Source organism: Modestobacter sp. VKM Ac-2986 (genome assembly GCF_026967795.1).
In the GTDB taxonomy this organism is placed as follows: domain Bacteria; phylum Actinomycetota; class Actinomycetes; order Mycobacteriales; family Geodermatophilaceae; genus Modestobacter.
On record NZ_JAPVBH010000001.1, the window covers coordinates 142,433 to 157,209 of the forward strand.

A 14,777-nucleotide genomic window follows, 5' to 3' on the forward strand; every position below is an offset into this window, starting at 1 on the left:
GCCGGTGACCCCGGGGACCACCTGGTCCTCACGACAGTCGAGCCCTGCCCCCACCTGGGGGCAAAGCTCGACTGTCCGCAGGACACCTCCCGCAGGTCAGCGGCGCGGGCGCACCGGCTGGCCGGGCTGGAGCTCGATGACGGTGACCTCCGGGCGGGCGCCGACCCGCATCGGCGGGCCCCAGTACCCGGCGCCGGTGGTCACGTACAGCTGGGTGGGGCCCTGCTGCGACCAGCCCTCGGTGACCGGCTGGTCCAGCTTCACCAAGTAGTCGAAGGGCCACAGCTGGCCGCCGTGCGTGTGCCCGGACAGCTGCAGGTCCACCCCGGCCAGCCGCGCCTGCTCGACCTGCACCGGCTGGTGGGCCATCAGCACCACCGGGACGGCGTCGTCACGGCCGTCCAGCGCGGCGTCGAGGTCGGCGCCGTGGCCGACCAGCCCGGAGGCGGCCGCCGTCCGGTCGTCGATGCCGGCCAGGTCGAAGGTGGCCCCGCCGCGGGTGAGCGCCACCCGCTCGTTGCGCAGCACCTCCACGCCCAGGGTGGGCAGGTGCCGCAGCCAGGCGGCGGTGTCGACGAAGTACTCGTGGTTGCCGGTCACGAAGAACACGCCCTGGTCGCTGACCAGGTCGCCCAGCGGCGCGACGTCCTCGCGGAGCTCCTCGACCGAGTCGTCGACCAGGTCACCGACGATCGCCACGACGTCCGGGCGCTGGGCGTTGACCGTCTCCACCACCCGCTCGAACCGCCGCCCGCCGTAGGTGGCGGACAGGTGCCCGTCGGAGAAGGTGACGATCCGGAACCCGGCCAGCGCCGGGTCCAGCCGCGGGACGTGGATCGGGATCCGCCGGACGACGGGCGCGGAGTTGGCGAAGACCGCACCGGTGCCCGCCGTCCCCACCGCCACCGCGCCGGCCCCCACCGCGAGCGTGCGGGCCAGGAACAGCCGCCGCCCCGGATCGGGGACGGCCGAGCTCCCGGCCGGGGCCGCCGCGACCGGCTCGACAGCGGGGGACTCGACGGCGGCCGGCTCGACGGCGGCCGGCTCGACGGTGGCGGGCCCGGGCACCGCCGGGGCCCGCCGGCGCCGCACGGTCTGCACCACCCGGGCCACCAGGCGCACCGGCTCGGTCACCAGGACGGCGAGGAACAGGTAGAACGCCAGCCCGAGCCAGCTGTAGCCGACCCAGTTCAGCGGGGTGGCCACCGCCAGCGGCACCTGGCCGCGCAGCACCACGGTGAGCACGACCAGGAGCATGAGGCCGGCCAGCAGCAGGGTCAGCCGCCGCCGGGTGCGCCCAGGGGTGGTCGTGCCGCGGACCAGCCGCCACCAGAGGTAGCCGTGCAGCAGGGCCATGGCCAGCAGCACGACCGTGCCGAACCCCAGCAGTCGGATCAGGGACAGCGGGGACTCCTCGGGCGGTGGCGGACGGTCCGCCCGACGCTACTTCGTCGCGGCCCGCAGCGCGGGGCGCAGCTGGGGCCAGCGCACCCAGAACTCCCGCTCGGCCTGCTCGGACCGGGCCTGCTCCAGCGCGTGCAGGCGGCCCCAGGTCCAGGCGTTCTCCCCGGCGGCGAAGGCCTGCAGCCCCAGCTGGACGCACAGCGGGCGGGTGATGAAGGTGTCCTGCCGGTCGCCGAGCACCTCCTGCACGCCCTTGATCGCGGTGACCAGCTCCGCGACCGGCCGGCCCAGCACCGGCACCGCGGCCTCGGCGGTGTAGCGCAGCCGCTTGGCGGCCTTGCGGACGTCGTGCAGCGCCTCGTCCTCGGTGGCGCCCTCGGCCAGCTCGACCGACCGCTGCAGCCGGCGGGTGGTGCGCGCGAGCACCTCGCGCAGCACCTCGTCGGCCGGGCGCACAGCGGTCTCGGTCAGCGGCGGCTCGGCGACCAGGGCGTCGAGGTCCTCCCGCAGCCGGAGGTAGGCCGCCCCGGAGAGCACCTTGCGGGCCGCCGCGTCACCGGCGGCCTCGTCCTTGACCGCGGCCTGCTGCAGCCGGGCGGCGACCGGACCGAGCACCAGCTCGACGGGCTGCGCAGCGACCAGCTCGCGCAGGTGGGCCACGGCCACCTCGGCGTCCCGGGTGGGCGACAGCGCCGAGCCGACGACGGCCAGCTCCTCGCGCACCGGGTCGGTCTGCGTGCGGTCGAGCACCGGCCGGAAGGCGGCCAGCGTGCTGCGCAGCCGGCGGCAGGCCACCCGCACCTGGTGCACGCCGTCGGCCTGGCCGGTGCGGACCATCAGGTCGGCGTCGGAGAGCGCCTGGACCTGGCTGCGCAGGGCCGCGGCGACCACGTCGCCCGCGGCCGCAGCCGGTGCGCGCCGCTCGCCCTTCCCCTTCTTGCCCTTCTTCCCCTTGTCCTTCTTCCGCGGCGCCTCGGCGGCCGGTCGCTCCGGCACCAGCGCGGTCAACCGGTCACCGAGCACCCGGGCGAGCTTGGACGGGGAGTCGGCCGGGCGGGCACCGGCGTCCAGGAGCGCCTCGGCGACGGCCCCGAGCACCGCCTCGTCACCGTCGACCAGCTCCACCTCGACCTCGCGCCACGTGGTGACGACGGCGGCCTCGCCGGGGCCGGCGGGGTAGGCGGTGCCGGTCACGTGGTCGTCGGCGACCTCGACCAGGACCCGGCCCTCGGCGTCGGCCAGCTCGGTGACCACCCGGCGGGTGCGCAGCAGCGCGACCTGGGCGGCCGGCGCCTGCCGCACGATGCCCAGGACCGGCTCGAGCACGGCCTTCGGCGGGGTCTTGGCGGCGCGGCCGACCGGGGAGTGCAGCTCCCGGCGGGCGCCCGCCACGGCCGGCAGCTTCACGTGCCAGCCGGCGTCCGTGCCGCCGGTGCGCCGGCGCAGGGTGACCCGGGCGCGGGCCAGCCGCAGGTCGGCGGTGTCGTAGTAGGCGGCGTCGAGGTGGTGCTCGACCGGCTCGCGGACCTCGGCCACACCGGGCACCCCGGACAGGTCGGGCAGCACGAACGTCTCCTCGACGTCGAACTTCTGCTCGATCTCCAGCTGCACGTCAGCCATGGCGTTCACTCCTCGTTCAACTCTGCGTCACCGTTGCGTTGCCCTCGTCCGGCGTCCGTCCTACAGGACCAAGATGAACACGGCACCGCTGCACGACGGGTCCGCCCCGGCCCGGCACGATGACACCGTGAGCCCCTCCCCGCGTGTCCCTGCCCGCGTCGCGCTCGCGCTCACCGCTCCGTGGGCCGGGTTCGCCGCCCTCCGGGCGCTCGGTGCCGAGCGGGGCTTCCCGCTGGTGCCGGCACTGTCCTTCACCCCGCAGGCGGCGCTGACCTCGGTGCTGCCGCTGACCGCGGCCCTGCTCAGCCGGTCGCGGGGCGTCACCGCACTGGCCGCCGGGTCGGCCCTCGTGCTCGGCGCCACCGTGCTGCCGAGGGCACGGCCGAGCGCGCCGGTCTCCGACGCCGCCGGGCCGCGACTGCGGGTCGTCTCGCTGAACACGCTGCACGGCCGCGCCGACGCCGCGACGGTGGTCGCCCTCGTCCGGGAGCACGACGCCGACGTCGTGGCGCTGATGGAGGTCACCCCCGAGGGGGTGACCTCGCTCGTGGACGCCGGGATCGCCGACCTGCTGCCGCACGGCCACGTGATGCCGGCCGGGCCCGACCAGCCGCCGGGGTCGGGGGGTGCGGTCTGGACCCGGCTGGAGGTCCAGCAGCGGACGATGGTCCCGGGCCGCTTCGGCCAGCCCGCGGTCCGGCTGACGGTGCCCGGCGCCCTCGACGTCGAGCTCACCGCGGTGCACACCCACCCGCCGCTGCAGGGCCCGGCCCGGGTCGCCGACTGGGAGCAGGACCTGCGCGAGCTGCCCGACCCCGAGGACGGAGTCCTGCGGGTGCTCACCGGCGACTTCAACGCCACGCCCGACCACGCCTCGTTCCGCCGGCTGCTGCGCCACGGCTGGGTCGACGTGGCCCGCGCGACCGGTGCCGGGCTGCGGTCGACCTGGTCACCGGTCCGCGGTGGCCGCCCGCGGCTGACGCTGGACCACGTGCTGGTCGACGAGCGGATCACGCCGCAGTGGCTGCAGGTCGTGCACGTGCCCGGGAGCGACCACCGGGCGCTCGTCGCCGAGATGCGCCTGCCGGCCCTCGCCTGACCGACAGGGCCGACGAGGGGGAAGAGTGTCCCGGGCGGCGGGTTCCGCAGCACCGCCGCCCGGGCTGCCCCCAGCTTCCCTGCTCGCCCGGAGTCCGCTCGCCAGTTGTGTGACATCTGTGTGAACTCACCCGCGCACCGCCGCGTCGGTCACCCAGCGCGCCCGGGTCGTACCGGTCAGCTGACCTGCACGTCCTCCTGATCGGTGACGGAGACGACGTCGCCGCGGTGGACCTGCCGGCCGCGGCGGTCCTCGACCTCACCGTTGACCCGCACCTCCCCCGCGGCCAGCACGTCCTTGACCTGGGCGCCGGAGGGCACGGCGTCGACCAGCTTCAGCAGCTGACCCAGCCGGATGGACTCCTCGCCGGAGCGGAGCTCGATGGTGCGCACCCGCCCATCCTCCCCGGCTCAGCCCGCGGCGACCTCATCGCCCACCGTGACCGTGCCCGGCCGGGTGACCAGCGCGCCCACGGCGAGCGCCCCACCGCGTTCCCGGTGGACGGTCTTGAGCACCCCGGTGTCCCGGGCGATCCCGCCGCCCTGCGGCCGGGTGGTCATCACGCAGCGCGGCACCCGCCGGACGACGTCCAGCTCCGCGGTGCCCACCTGCACGCGCCGGCCCACCAGCTCGTCCTCCCCGGCACCGGCCAGGACGAGGTTGGCCCGGAACCGCCGCCGGTCCCAGTCGCCCAGGGTGCCGGTCGACAGCAGCGTCACCCGGGCGTCGGCGTTGTCGTGGAAGGCGCCGTCGGCCCCGGAGAAGGGGTTCCACCGCCCGCCCTCGTCGTCGACGTCGGCGGGGTCCTCGTAGCGTCGGTCCCCGTGCACCTCGGTGGCCGGCCGCAGGGTCACCCGGCGACCGGCCCAGTCGGAGAGGACGTCGTCCTCGGCGGTGGTGGTGCCGTCGGGCAGCACCACCTCCGCGGTGCCGTCGGCGCGCAGCCGGCCGGCGGCGAACAGCAGCTCGGGCACCCGGCGCGCGGTGAGGCCGAAGCCGGTGGTCACGTCGAACAGCGCCCAGCCACGGTCACCGCTCACGCCCTCGGGCCCGAGGTCGGCCCGCTCCAGGCGCTCGCCCAGCAGCGACTTCACCGGGAACCGCCAGACCTCGAGGACCTCGAGCGGACCGGTCACGCCGGCGTCCACTCCAGCGTCCAGCTGCCCGACCAGGTCTCCCCCGGCGCCACGACCAGCACGTCCACGTCGTCGGCGAGGGCGTTGGGCGGGCAGGTCATCGGCTCGACGGCCACGCTGCGCCGCCGCTGGTCGGCCGGCAGGGTGTCGCCGGTGTAGACCTGCAGCCACGGCCAGGCGCCGTCGACCGCGACGGTCAGCGCACCGGCCGGGCCGCTGAGCCGGGTGCGCGCCCAGCCGTCGTCGTCGCGCACCAGGTCGGTCACCGCCGTGTCGATCGGGAGGTCCCCGATCCGGCCGATCGCACCGTCGAAGGGCCGGCTGTCGCCGGTGGGCAGGCCGCCCTCGAGCACCAGGGCGGTGCGGGCCGGCACGGAGAGCTCGGCGGCCGACACGTCACCGGGGGCGTCCGCGCCGACGGAGAAGTAGGGGTGCATGCCCGCTCCGAAGGGGGCGTCCTGGTCGCCGGCGTTGCGCACCCGCACCGTGACGGTCAGCTGCCCCGGCGCCAGCGCGTAGTCGACCGCCGCGGCCAGCCGGAAGGGCCAGCCGGTGCGCTGCTCGATCGTCGTCCCGACGGTGACCGCGTCCTCCCGCTGCGCCAGCACCTCCCACCGCTGGGCGGTGACCAGGCCGTGGACGGCGTTGGGCGAGGCCTCGCTGACCACGTCCAACTGCAGGTCCCGGCCGCGCCAGGACCACTGGCCGCCACGCAGCCGGTTGGGCCAGGGCAGCAGCACGCCGCCGCGCCGTCCCGCGGGCACGGTGCCGGCGGGGTAGCCGTCGAGCACGGGCCAGTCGCCCACGACGAGCTCGCGCAGCCCCCCGCCGCGCAGGTCCACGACCAGCCGGGCGTCGCCGGCGGTCACCTCGGTCTCCAGCGGCTCGGTGCGGGGCCAGAGCTGCTCGGGCGACGACGGGTCCAGCGACATGGGGTCCTCCAGGGGAGACGGCCGGGGAGGACAGCTCACCACAGCCGACCGGCGTCCGTTCCACGTGGAACGTGCCGTCAGGTGGTGACAGACGTCAGTGGTCCCGCGGCCGGGTCCGGCACCACACTGAGGACGCCGATCCGAGGAGGACCCCGTGCCCGAGCCCCACCTGCGTGCCGCCGACGTCGACCGGGCCGCGGTCGCCGACCGTCTCGGTGCCGCGATGTCCACCGGCCGACTGACGGTCACCGAGTACGACGAGCGGCTGTCCCGGGCCTACGCGGCCCGCACCTACGGCGAGCTGGCCGAGCTGACCACCGACCTGCCGGTGACGCCCGCTCCGGTGGGCCTGGCGGCGGCGGAGCCCGTGGCGGCGTCCGGCGCCTGCGCGCGGACTGCCCACGCCGGCGGGGACGACCTGGCCGCCGCGTGGCGGAACTGGGCGGTCACCGCGGTGATCGTGCTCGTCGTGTGGACGGTGACCTCGGTGAACGCCGGGCAGGTGCTCTACCCGTGGCCGGTGTGGGTCATCGGGCCCTGGGGCGCGGTCCTGCTCAGCCAGAGCCTGGCCGCCCACCGGGGTGCCGGCCGCGACCGGCTGCCCGGCTGACCCGGCCGGCTGCCAGGCTGACCCCGGACGCACGAGAGCGCCGGTGCCTGTCGGCATCCGGCGCTCTGTCCCCGCTCCCGGAGGAGCAGTCTGGGTGGGCAAGGGGGGACTTGAACCCCCACGTCCTCTCGGACACACGGACCTGAACCGTGCGCGTCTGCCATTCCGCCACTTGCCCTGGCGAGGGAGAACTCTAGCAGCCGCCCGCCGGGCTCCCGTCCACCACCCCCGACACGGGTCCCCCGGCGCGGCCCGGGGCGCCCGGGGCGCCGTCCTGGTAGAACGGTCCAGCGAGCCCGGGCGGACGTCCCCGTGCGCCGGACTCGCGCCTGCGCGCACGGTCCGGCGACCCTCCCCCGGTTACGATCGGCGCTCAGGTGCAGGGGAGGTCAGCCGAACGCGAGGGAGCGACTGTGGGTGTGCTGCAGCGCTTCGAGCGACGGCTCGAGGGCATGGTCGGGCTGGCGTTCGCCCGCGTGTTCAAGGGCAAGGTCCACCCGGCCGAGATCGCCCACGCCCTGCAGCGCGAGGCCGACGAGCAGCGCTCCGTCCTCGGCGGTGGCCGCGTCCTGGCCCCCAACGTCTTCGTCGTGACCCTCGGCCCCACCGACCACGACAACCTGGCCGAGTGGTCCGAGCAGCTGTCCGGCGAGCTCGCCGACATGGTCCGCGAGCACATCGAGGGCGAGGGCTACCAGACCTTCGGCGACGTCGAGGTCCGCCTCGAGCGCGACGAGGACCTGCGCACCGGCGTCTTCGAGGTCGCCTCGCACGTCGGCGACGACGGCCCCCGCGCCGCGCCGGCCGCGATGGCACCCCCGCCGCCGGGTGTCCCCCCGCTCCCCCCGTTGCGCGGCGCCGCCCCGGTCGCGGGCCCGCCGGTCACCGGCCACCCCGCGGCCCAGGTCACCCACCTGCTCGTCGTCGACGGCCCGGGCACCAAGCACGTGCTCGAGCAGGGCAGCAACGTGCTGGGCCGGGGCACCGAGGCCGACATCCGGCTGCCCGACACCGGGGTCAGCCGCAAGCACGCCGACGTCCAGCTCGACGGCGACCACGTGGCCGTCCAGGACCTGGGCTCGACCAACGGCACGCTGGTCAACGGCCGGCGCGTCGGCTTCCAGGAGCTCTTCGACGGCGACGTGATCCGCGTCGGCCACTCGGTGCTGGTCTACCGCCAGGACGGCGCGTGACCGGGTCGGTGCACACCGTCGCGAGCGGGATGGCATCGTGACGTCGGAGATCGTGCTCCAGGCCTTCCGCTTCGGCTTCCTGCTGTTGCTGTGGCTGTTCGTCTTCGCCGCCTTCCGGGTGGTGCGTGCCGACCTCTTCGGTGGCCGCACCGGCCGGGTGGCGTCGGTGCCGCCCCGCGCGGCACCGGCCCGCAAGCGGGGTTCCCGGGGCCCCCGGCACCTCGTCGTCACCGCCGGCCCCCTCACCGGGACCCGGATCACCCTCGGGGAGCAGGCCATCCTGATCGGCCGCGCCGACGACTCGACCCTCGTGCTCACCGACGACTTCGCCTCCTCCCGGCACGCGCGGCTGACCAACCGCGGCGGGCAGTGGTACGTCGAGGACCTCGGGTCCACCAACGGCACCTACCTGGACCAGCAGCGCGTGCAGGGTCCGCTGCTGGTCGGGTCCGGGCAGCCGATCAAGATCGGGCAGACCGTCCTGGAGCTCCGCACGTGACCGGGCTCGTACGGTCACGCAGCAGCAGCGCACCCCGGGTCCAGGCACCGACGAGCCCCAGCGAGGAGGGACGATGACCCTGGTCCTCCGCTACGCGGCCCGTTCCGACCGCGGGCTCATCCGCGGCACCAACCAGGACTCGGTCTACGCCGGGCCACGGCTGCTCGCCGTCGCCGACGGCATGGGCGGCCACGCGGCCGGTGACGTGGCCAGCAAGGTGGTCATCGCCGCGCTCGAGCACCTCGACGACGACGCCCCGTCCGGCGACCTGCTCCAGGCGCTGCGGCAGGCGGTCTTCGACGGCAGCGAGCACCTGCGCGAGGTGATCCGCGAGTCCCCGCAGCTGGAGGGCATGGGCACCACGCTCACCGCCGTCCTGTTCGCCGGCGGCCGGCTGGGCCTGTGCCACGTCGGCGACTCCCGCGCCTACCTGATGCGCGAGGGGCAGCTCTCCCAGATCACCCACGACGACACCTTCGTGCAGTCGCTGATCGACGAGGGCCGAATCACCGAGGAGGAGGCGAACAGCCACCCGCAGCGCTCGCTGCTGCTGCGCGCCCTCAACGGCCAGGACGTCGAGCCCGACCTGTCGATGCGCGACGCCCGGTCCGGCGACCGCTACCTGCTGTGCTCCGACGGCCTCTCCGGCGTGGTCAGCCACGAGACGATCGCCCAGGCGATGCGCGACCCCGACGCCCAGGCCACCGCCGACCGGCTGATCGAGCTGGCGCTGCGCAGCGGCGGCCCGGACAACATCACCTGCATCGTCGCCGACGTCGTGGAGGACGACGGCCGCGGTGCCCGCATCGACCCGGTCATCGACGGCGCCGCCGGGGACAACGTCGGCCAGCGCGAGGTCGACCCGCGCTCGGCCGCCGGGCGCGCCGCGCTGTCCAAACCGCCGGCCGGCACCCCGACCGCCGTCCAGGCCACCGTCTCCCCGCCGGTCCGCCGCCGCCGTCCGCTGCGCACGGCCCTGATCGCGCTGACGGCGGTGGTGGTGCTCGGCGCGGCCGCGATCGGCGGCTACCTGTTCGTGATGGGGCACTGGTTCATCGGGGTCGCCGAGACCGCGGACGGCGACCGGGTCGGTGTCTTCCGCGGGCTGGACACCTCGGTCGTCGGGGTGGACCTCTACCGGCTCGACACGGCGACCACCCTGGCCACCGGTGACCTCACCCAGGCCGCCCGCAACCGGGTCGCCGGCGGGATCGACGCAGCCGACCGGGCCGACGCCGACCGCATCCTGGCCAACCTGGAGGGTCAGCAGCTGCCCCCCTGCCCCTCCGCCGGCCCGACCCCCACCTCCAGCCCGGCCACCACGAGCCCGGCCCCCAGCAGCACCCCGCCGACCGTGGGCCTCCCCGGCGCCCCGTCGGTCACCGACCCCGCACTCCCCACCACGTCCGGCGGCGCGCCCACGAGCAGCGACCCGGTCCTCACCTCCTCCGCGACCACCAGTTCGGCTCCGGTCACGGGACAGTCCCGCTCCGGTGAGCCGGGGGTGGACTGCCGGGAGTCCGACTAGTGGCTGGGCTGACGAGCGCTGCCGGCACGGACCCGAACGCGGCCCCGGTCGGCACCGGACCCACCCCGAAGCGGCGCAACACCGAGCTGCTGCTGCTGGGCTTCGCCGTCCTGCTCACGATGGCCGCGCAGTGCATCGTCGACCTGACGCTGACCGACGCGCTCCGCCCGGAGCTGGCCACCTTCGGCATCTGGTTCAGCGCGCTGTGGCTGGTCGCCCACCTGGTGGTGCGCCGCTTCGCCCCCTACGCCGACCCGCTGCTGCTGCCCTGCATCGCGATGCTCTCCGGCCTGGGCCTGGTGATGATCCACCGGCTCGACATCGCCGGGAACACCCTGGGCCGCAACAACTCCGGGGAGGACGCCCCCGTCCAGCTGCTGTGGGCCACGGTCGGGCTGGCGCTGTTCATCGCCGTGCTGGTGGTGGTCCGCGACCACCGGGTGCTGGCCCGCTTCGCCTACACGCTGGCGCTGGTCGGCCTGGTGCTGCTGGCCATCCCCGCGGTGCTGCCCAACTCCGAGATCAACGGCGCCAAGCTGTGGATCCGGGTGGCCGGCTTCTCCATCCAGCCCGGTGAGTTCGCCAAGATCTGCCTGATCGTCTTCTTCGCCGCCTACCTGGTCGACAAGCGCGACGTGCTCGCCCTGGCCAGCCGGCGGGTGGCCGGCCTGGAGCTGCCCCGGGGCCGTGACCTCGGTCCGGTGCTGCTGGCCTGGGTGGCCTCGATCCTGGTGCTGGTCTTCGAGCGCGACCTGGGCAGCTCGCTGCTGCTGTTCGGGATCTTCGTGGTGATGCTCTACGTCGCCACCGAGCGGGCCAGCTGGCTGGTCATCGGCCTGCTGCTGTTCTCCGGCGGCGCCTACGTGGCCTACCAGGCCTTCTCGCACGTCCGCGTGCGCGTCGACACCTGGCTTGACCCGTTCGCCTACGCCGACACCGGCGGCTACCAGATGGTCCAGTCGCTGTTCAGCCTCGGCACCGGTGGGCTGTTCGGCGCGGGCCTGGGCGGCGGGCGCCCCGACCAGGTGCCGGTGGCCAAGAGCGACTTCATCGCCGCCGCGATCGGCGAGGAGCTGGGCCTGTTCGGCCTGGTCGCGCTGATCGTCCTCTACCTGGTGCTGGTCGAGCGCGGCCTGCGCACCTCGCTCGTGGTCCGCGACGGCTTCGGCAAGCTGCTGGCCGCGGGGCTGGCCTTCGCCCTCGCCTGGCAGGTGTTCGTCGTCCTCGGCGGGGTCACCGGGCTGCTCCCGCTGACCGGCCTGACCACGCCGTTCGTCGCCTACGGCGGCTCCTCGCTGGTCGCAAACTTCGGCCTGATCGCGCTGCTGGTCCGGATCAGCGACGCCGCCCGCCGCCCGTCCGCACCGCCGGCGGCACCGGTGGCCAAGCTGACCGAGGCGCCCACGGAGGTGGTCGGGCCGTGAACGCCCCGCTGCGCAAGGTGGCCATCGCCGTCCTGGTGCTGTTCACCCTGCTGATCGTCAACGTCAACGTCATCCAGGTCGTGCGGGCCGACGGGTTGCGCGACAACGAGCGCAACACCCGCCGGATCTCCGACCAGTACAACCGCGAGCGCGGCGCCATCGTGGTGGCCGGCAACGAGATCGCCTCCTCGGTGCCCAGCGCTCCCGACGACCCGCTGCGCTACACCCGCACCTACGCGCAGGGCCCGCTCTACGCCCCGGTCACCGGCTACCAGTCGATCCTCGGCACCGCCGAGGGGCTGGAGGAGGCGGAGGACGCGGTGCTCAACGGGGACGACGACCGCCTCTTCGGGCGCCGGGTGGCCGACCTGTTCACCGGCCGCGACCCCTCCGGCGGCAACGTCGAGCTGACCCTGGACCCCGCGGTCCAGCAGGCGGCGATGGAGGGCCTGGACGGCGTCACCGGCGCCGTCGTGGCCCTGGACCCGGCGACCGGCGCCGTCCTGGCCCTGGCCAGCACCCCGACCTACGACCCGAACCGGCTGTCGGTGCACGACCCGGACGCGGTGCGGGCCTACGACTCGGAGATCACCCCCGAGGAGGGCTCCGGCGCCGTCGACCCGCGCAGCAACCAGGCGACCGACGAGCGCAACCACCCGGGCTCGATCTTCAAGGTCGTCGTCTCGGCCGCGGCGCTGGCCGGCGGTGACTACACGCCCGACACGGTGATCGCCGCCCCCCGCGACTACGTGCTGCCCGGCACCACCACCGACCTGCAGAACTTCGGCAACGAGGCCTGCGACCCCTCGGGCCAGCAGCGGCTCATCGACGCGCTGACCATCTCCTGCAACACCGCCTTCGCCCAGCTGGGCATCGACCTCGGCGAGGACCGGGTGCGGGAGATGGCCGCGGCGTTCGGGATCGACGATGAGACCCTCGACATGCCCTTGGAGGTCGCGGGCAGCACCCTCGGCACGTTCGAGGGCGACGCCCAGCTCGGGCAGAGCTCGATCGGTCAGTCCAGCGTGCAGCTGACCCCGATGCAGGCGGCGATGATCGCCTCGGCCGTGGCCAACGACGGCAGCCTGATGAAGCCGTTCCTGGTCGACTCGATCCAGGCGCCGGACCTGTCGGTCATCGACCAGACCGACCCGGAGGAGATGTCGCAGCCGGTGTCGGCGGAGGTCGCCGAGCAGCTGACCACGATGATGCGCAGCGTGGTCGACAACGGCACCGGCCGCCGGGCCCGCATCGACGGCGTGCAGGTCGCCGGCAAGACCGGGACGGCGGAGACGGGCACGGACGCCCCGGACCACAACTGGTTCATCGGCTTCGCGCCGGCGGACGACCCGACGATCGCGGTCGCGGTCTTCGTCAAGAACGGTGGCGGCACCGGCGGCGACACCTCGGCACCGATCGCGCGCGCCGTGCTGGAAGCCCGCCTCGGACAGGGGAACTGATGGCCGTCCGCGTGGGCACCGTGCTGGCCGGCCGGTACCAGGTCACCGAGCCGATCGCGACCGGCGGCATGGGCGAGGTCTGGCAGGCCCGCGACCGCACGCTGGGCCGGATCATCGCCGTCAAGGTGCTCAAGAGCGAGTACACCGGTGACTCCAGCTTCCTCATCCGGTTCCGCAACGAGGCCCGGCACACCGCGGCGCTGTCGCACCCGAACATCGCCTCGGTCTACGACTACGGCGAGACCACCGAGGACGGCCAGCGGCTGGCCTACCTGATCATGGAGTTCGTCGAGGGCAAGCCGCTGGTCACGATCCTGGCCGAGCGCGGCCGGCTCACCGCCGAGCAGACCCTCGACGTGCTGGGCCAGGCCGGCGACGGGCTGTCGGCCGCGCACGCGGCCGGGATGGTGCACCGGGACATCAAGCCGGGCAACCTGCTGGTCCGCCCCGACGGCGTGGTGAAGCTGACCGACTTCGGCATCGCCTACGCCCGGGACGCCGCCCCGCTGACCCGCACCGGCATGGTCGTGGGCACCGCGCAGTACCTGTCGCCGGAGCAGGCGCAGGGCCACGTGGTGACCGCGGCCTCCGACGTCTACTCCCTCGGCGTCCTCGGCTACGAGTGCGTCGCCGGTGTGCGCCCCTTCGACGGCGAGTCGCAGGTGGCCATCGCACTGGCCCAGATCAACCGGCCGCCGCCCCCGCTGCCGGGCGACGTGCCCCCCGCGGTGCGCCAGCTCATCGACCGGGCGCTGTCCAAGGACCCGGCCGCCCGCTTCCCCGACGGCGGCGCCTTCGCCGCGGCCGTCCGCGAGGTCGCCGCCGGTCGCGCGGTGCCCCCGCCCACCGGCGTCACCCAGGTGCTCGCCGCCGACGGCGCGGCGACCACGGTGATCCCGGTGGCGGACGCCGCGACCGGGGTCATCCCCGCCACGGGCCCACGCACCATGCCCCCGCTGCACGGTCCCCCGACCGGCGGCGGGGCGACCCCGGCCGAGGACTGGGACGGCGAGGACGACGACCCCGCGGGCGGCCGCCGCACCCGCGCACTGTGGGCCGCGGCCGTGGCGCTGCTGCTCGCGCTGGCGGTCGCCGGCGTCGTCGTCCTGAACTCCGGCGGGGACGAGCGGGACGCCGACGGCACCGCTGCCCTCACCGGTTCCACACCGTCCGCGGTGACCTCGGCACCGGCCGGCCCCACGGGCACCGACCTGGTCACCATCGACCCGGCGTCCTACATCGGCGAGAACCTCGACGACGTGACCGACCTGCTCGAGACCGCGGGGCTGGTGGTCGCCGCCGAGGAGGCCACCGACGAGCAGCTCGCCGCGGCCGGGATCGAGCTGGCCGAGGACGACGTGGCCGCGGTCGACCCCGACGTCTCGCAGGTGGACCGCGGCTCGATCGTCACGCTCTACTACGCGACCGAGGACTACGCGCCCCCCGCGGAGGAGACCAGCACCGCGCCGACGAGCGACGCTGGGCAGCAGACCACCAGCGCGCCCACCTCGGCTGGCGGCGGGGCCCCCGGTGGTGGCGGCCGGCCGGCACCCGTCCCCAGCGCCACGTCGACCAGCCGCACGCCCGTCGCGCCTGTCCCGTCCGGCGGCAGCAGCAGCGCTCCGGTGACCACCGCCCCGACGACGACCGCGACCACGGCGAGCACGAGCGCAGCGCCCACGAGCTCGGCCGCGCCCACGACGACCGAGTCCACGACGACCGAGTCCACCGCGGCGCTGGGCGAGGCCGTGGGCACGTCGACCGCCCCGTGAGCCACCGGTGACACACGCGTTCCGCGCCGTCCGCGTCCTCCCGGTGGGGCTCCGGCCAGCGATTAGGCTCGCCGACGGCCCGCCGCTCCGCGGTCGGGTG

At 75.1% G+C, this 14,777-nt stretch carries 13 protein-coding genes and 1 tRNA gene; 8 read left to right on the forward strand and 6 right to left on the reverse strand.

Features of this window, described 5'->3' with window-relative positions:
* Positions 1-96: 96 nt before the first annotated feature.
* Together O2W14_RS00705 and O2W14_RS00710 are read right to left on the reverse strand one after the other, a co-directional pair.
* A complete protein-coding gene (locus O2W14_RS00705) occupies positions 97-1,356 on the reverse strand; it encodes a metallophosphoesterase (RefSeq protein ID WP_269174168.1) in 1,260 nt (419 codons plus the stop codon).
* Positions 1,357-1,443: 87 nt separating this feature from the next.
* Positions 1,444-3,024 (reverse strand): CYTH and CHAD domain-containing protein, encoded by a 1,581-nt coding sequence (locus O2W14_RS00710; RefSeq protein ID WP_269174169.1) that lies wholly within the window; start codon positions 3,022-3,024, stop codon positions 1,444-1,446.
* 127 nt (positions 3,025-3,151) lie between these two features.
* Here O2W14_RS00710 and O2W14_RS00715 point away from each other — a divergent pair, with 127 nt between their 5' ends.
* The gene (locus tag O2W14_RS00715) at positions 3,152-4,123 is read left to right on the forward strand and encodes an endonuclease/exonuclease/phosphatase family protein (RefSeq protein WP_269174170.1); all 972 of its coding nucleotides are present in this window, start codon (positions 3,152-3,154) and stop codon (positions 4,121-4,123) included.
* A 176-nt stretch (positions 4,124-4,299) separates the two neighbouring features.
* On the opposite strand, the gene O2W14_RS00720 is transcribed toward O2W14_RS00715, so the two are convergent.
* Genes O2W14_RS00720 through O2W14_RS00730 form a run of 3 tightly spaced genes read right to left on the reverse strand, consistent with a single transcriptional unit; the run spans position 4,300 to position 6,191 of the window.
* Positions 4,300-4,515: an RNA-binding S4 domain-containing protein gene (locus tag O2W14_RS00720; RefSeq protein ID WP_269174171.1), complete on the reverse strand. Its 216-nt coding sequence runs from the start codon at positions 4,513-4,515 to the stop codon at positions 4,300-4,302.
* Between the two features lie 18 nt (positions 4,516-4,533).
* Positions 4,534-5,259 (reverse strand): MOSC domain-containing protein, encoded by a 726-nt coding sequence (locus O2W14_RS00725; RefSeq protein WP_269174172.1) that lies wholly within the window; start codon positions 5,257-5,259, stop codon positions 4,534-4,536.
* Positions 5,256-6,191, reverse strand: coding sequence for an aldose epimerase family protein (locus O2W14_RS00730; protein WP_269174173.1), 936 nt, complete (start codon positions 6,189-6,191; stop codon positions 5,256-5,258). Before O2W14_RS00730 ends, O2W14_RS00725 begins: the two co-directional genes overlap by 4 nt.
* Before the next feature lie 154 nt (positions 6,192-6,345).
* Here O2W14_RS00730 and O2W14_RS00735 point away from each other — a divergent pair, with 154 nt between their 5' ends.
* The gene (locus O2W14_RS00735; RefSeq protein ID WP_269174174.1) at positions 6,346-6,801 is read left to right on the forward strand and encodes a DUF1707 SHOCT-like domain-containing protein; all 456 of its coding nucleotides are present in this window, start codon (positions 6,346-6,348) and stop codon (positions 6,799-6,801) included.
* A 95-nt stretch (positions 6,802-6,896) separates the two neighbouring features.
* Here the strand turns inward: O2W14_RS00735 and O2W14_RS00740 are convergent.
* Positions 6,897-6,979, reverse strand: a tRNA-Leu gene (locus O2W14_RS00740).
* A 235-nt stretch (positions 6,980-7,214) separates the two neighbouring features.
* Between O2W14_RS00740 and O2W14_RS00745 the strand changes: the two genes are divergently transcribed.
* From O2W14_RS00745 to O2W14_RS00770, 6 genes are all read left to right on the forward strand, one after another.
* Complete coding sequence (locus tag O2W14_RS00745; protein ID WP_269174175.1) at positions 7,215-7,994, forward strand: FhaA domain-containing protein; 780 nt, start codon at positions 7,215-7,217, stop codon at positions 7,992-7,994.
* 37 nt (positions 7,995-8,031) lie between these two features.
* A complete protein-coding gene (locus tag O2W14_RS00750; RefSeq protein ID WP_269174176.1) occupies positions 8,032-8,493 on the forward strand; it encodes an FHA domain-containing protein FhaB/FipA in 462 nt (153 codons plus the stop codon).
* Between the two features lie 73 nt (positions 8,494-8,566).
* Positions 8,567-10,021 (forward strand): PP2C family protein-serine/threonine phosphatase, encoded by a 1,455-nt coding sequence (locus tag O2W14_RS00755; RefSeq protein ID WP_269174177.1) that lies wholly within the window; start codon positions 8,567-8,569, stop codon positions 10,019-10,021.
* Entirely contained in the window at positions 10,021-11,445 is a 1,425-nt protein-coding gene (locus tag O2W14_RS00760) for an FtsW/RodA/SpoVE family cell cycle protein (protein ID WP_269174178.1), read from the forward strand. Before O2W14_RS00755 ends, O2W14_RS00760 begins: the two co-directional genes overlap by 1 nt.
* Entirely contained in the window at positions 11,442-12,905 is a 1,464-nt protein-coding gene (locus tag O2W14_RS00765; RefSeq protein WP_269174179.1) for a peptidoglycan D,D-transpeptidase FtsI family protein, read from the forward strand. Before O2W14_RS00760 ends, O2W14_RS00765 begins: the two co-directional genes overlap by 4 nt.
* Positions 12,905-14,677, forward strand: a complete 1,773-nt coding sequence (locus O2W14_RS00770; protein WP_269174180.1) for a serine/threonine-protein kinase — start codon at positions 12,905-12,907, stop codon at positions 14,675-14,677. Before O2W14_RS00765 ends, O2W14_RS00770 begins: the two co-directional genes overlap by 1 nt.
* The last annotated feature ends 100 nt before the right edge of the window (positions 14,678-14,777 follow it).

What these genes read in the sequence shown, in the direction of transcription:
- O2W14_RS00755 (WP_269174177.1), top strand. Translation starts at nt 8,567, where the DNA reads ATGACCCTGGTCCTCCGCTACGCGGCCCGTTCCGACCGCGGGCTCATC.
- O2W14_RS00705 (WP_269174168.1), bottom strand. Translation starts at nt 1,356, where the DNA reads ATGGCCCTGCTGCACGGCTACCTCTGGTGGCGGCTGGTCCGCGGCACG.
- O2W14_RS00730 (WP_269174173.1), bottom strand. Translation starts at nt 6,191, where the DNA reads ATGTCGCTGGACCCGTCGTCGCCCGAGCAGCTCTGGCCCCGCACCGAG.
- O2W14_RS00770 (WP_269174180.1), top strand. Translation starts at nt 12,905, where the DNA reads ATGGCCGTCCGCGTGGGCACCGTGCTGGCCGGCCGGTACCAGGTCACC.
- O2W14_RS00710 (WP_269174169.1), bottom strand. Translation starts at nt 3,024, where the DNA reads ATGGCTGACGTGCAGCTGGAGATCGAGCAGAAGTTCGACGTCGAGGAG.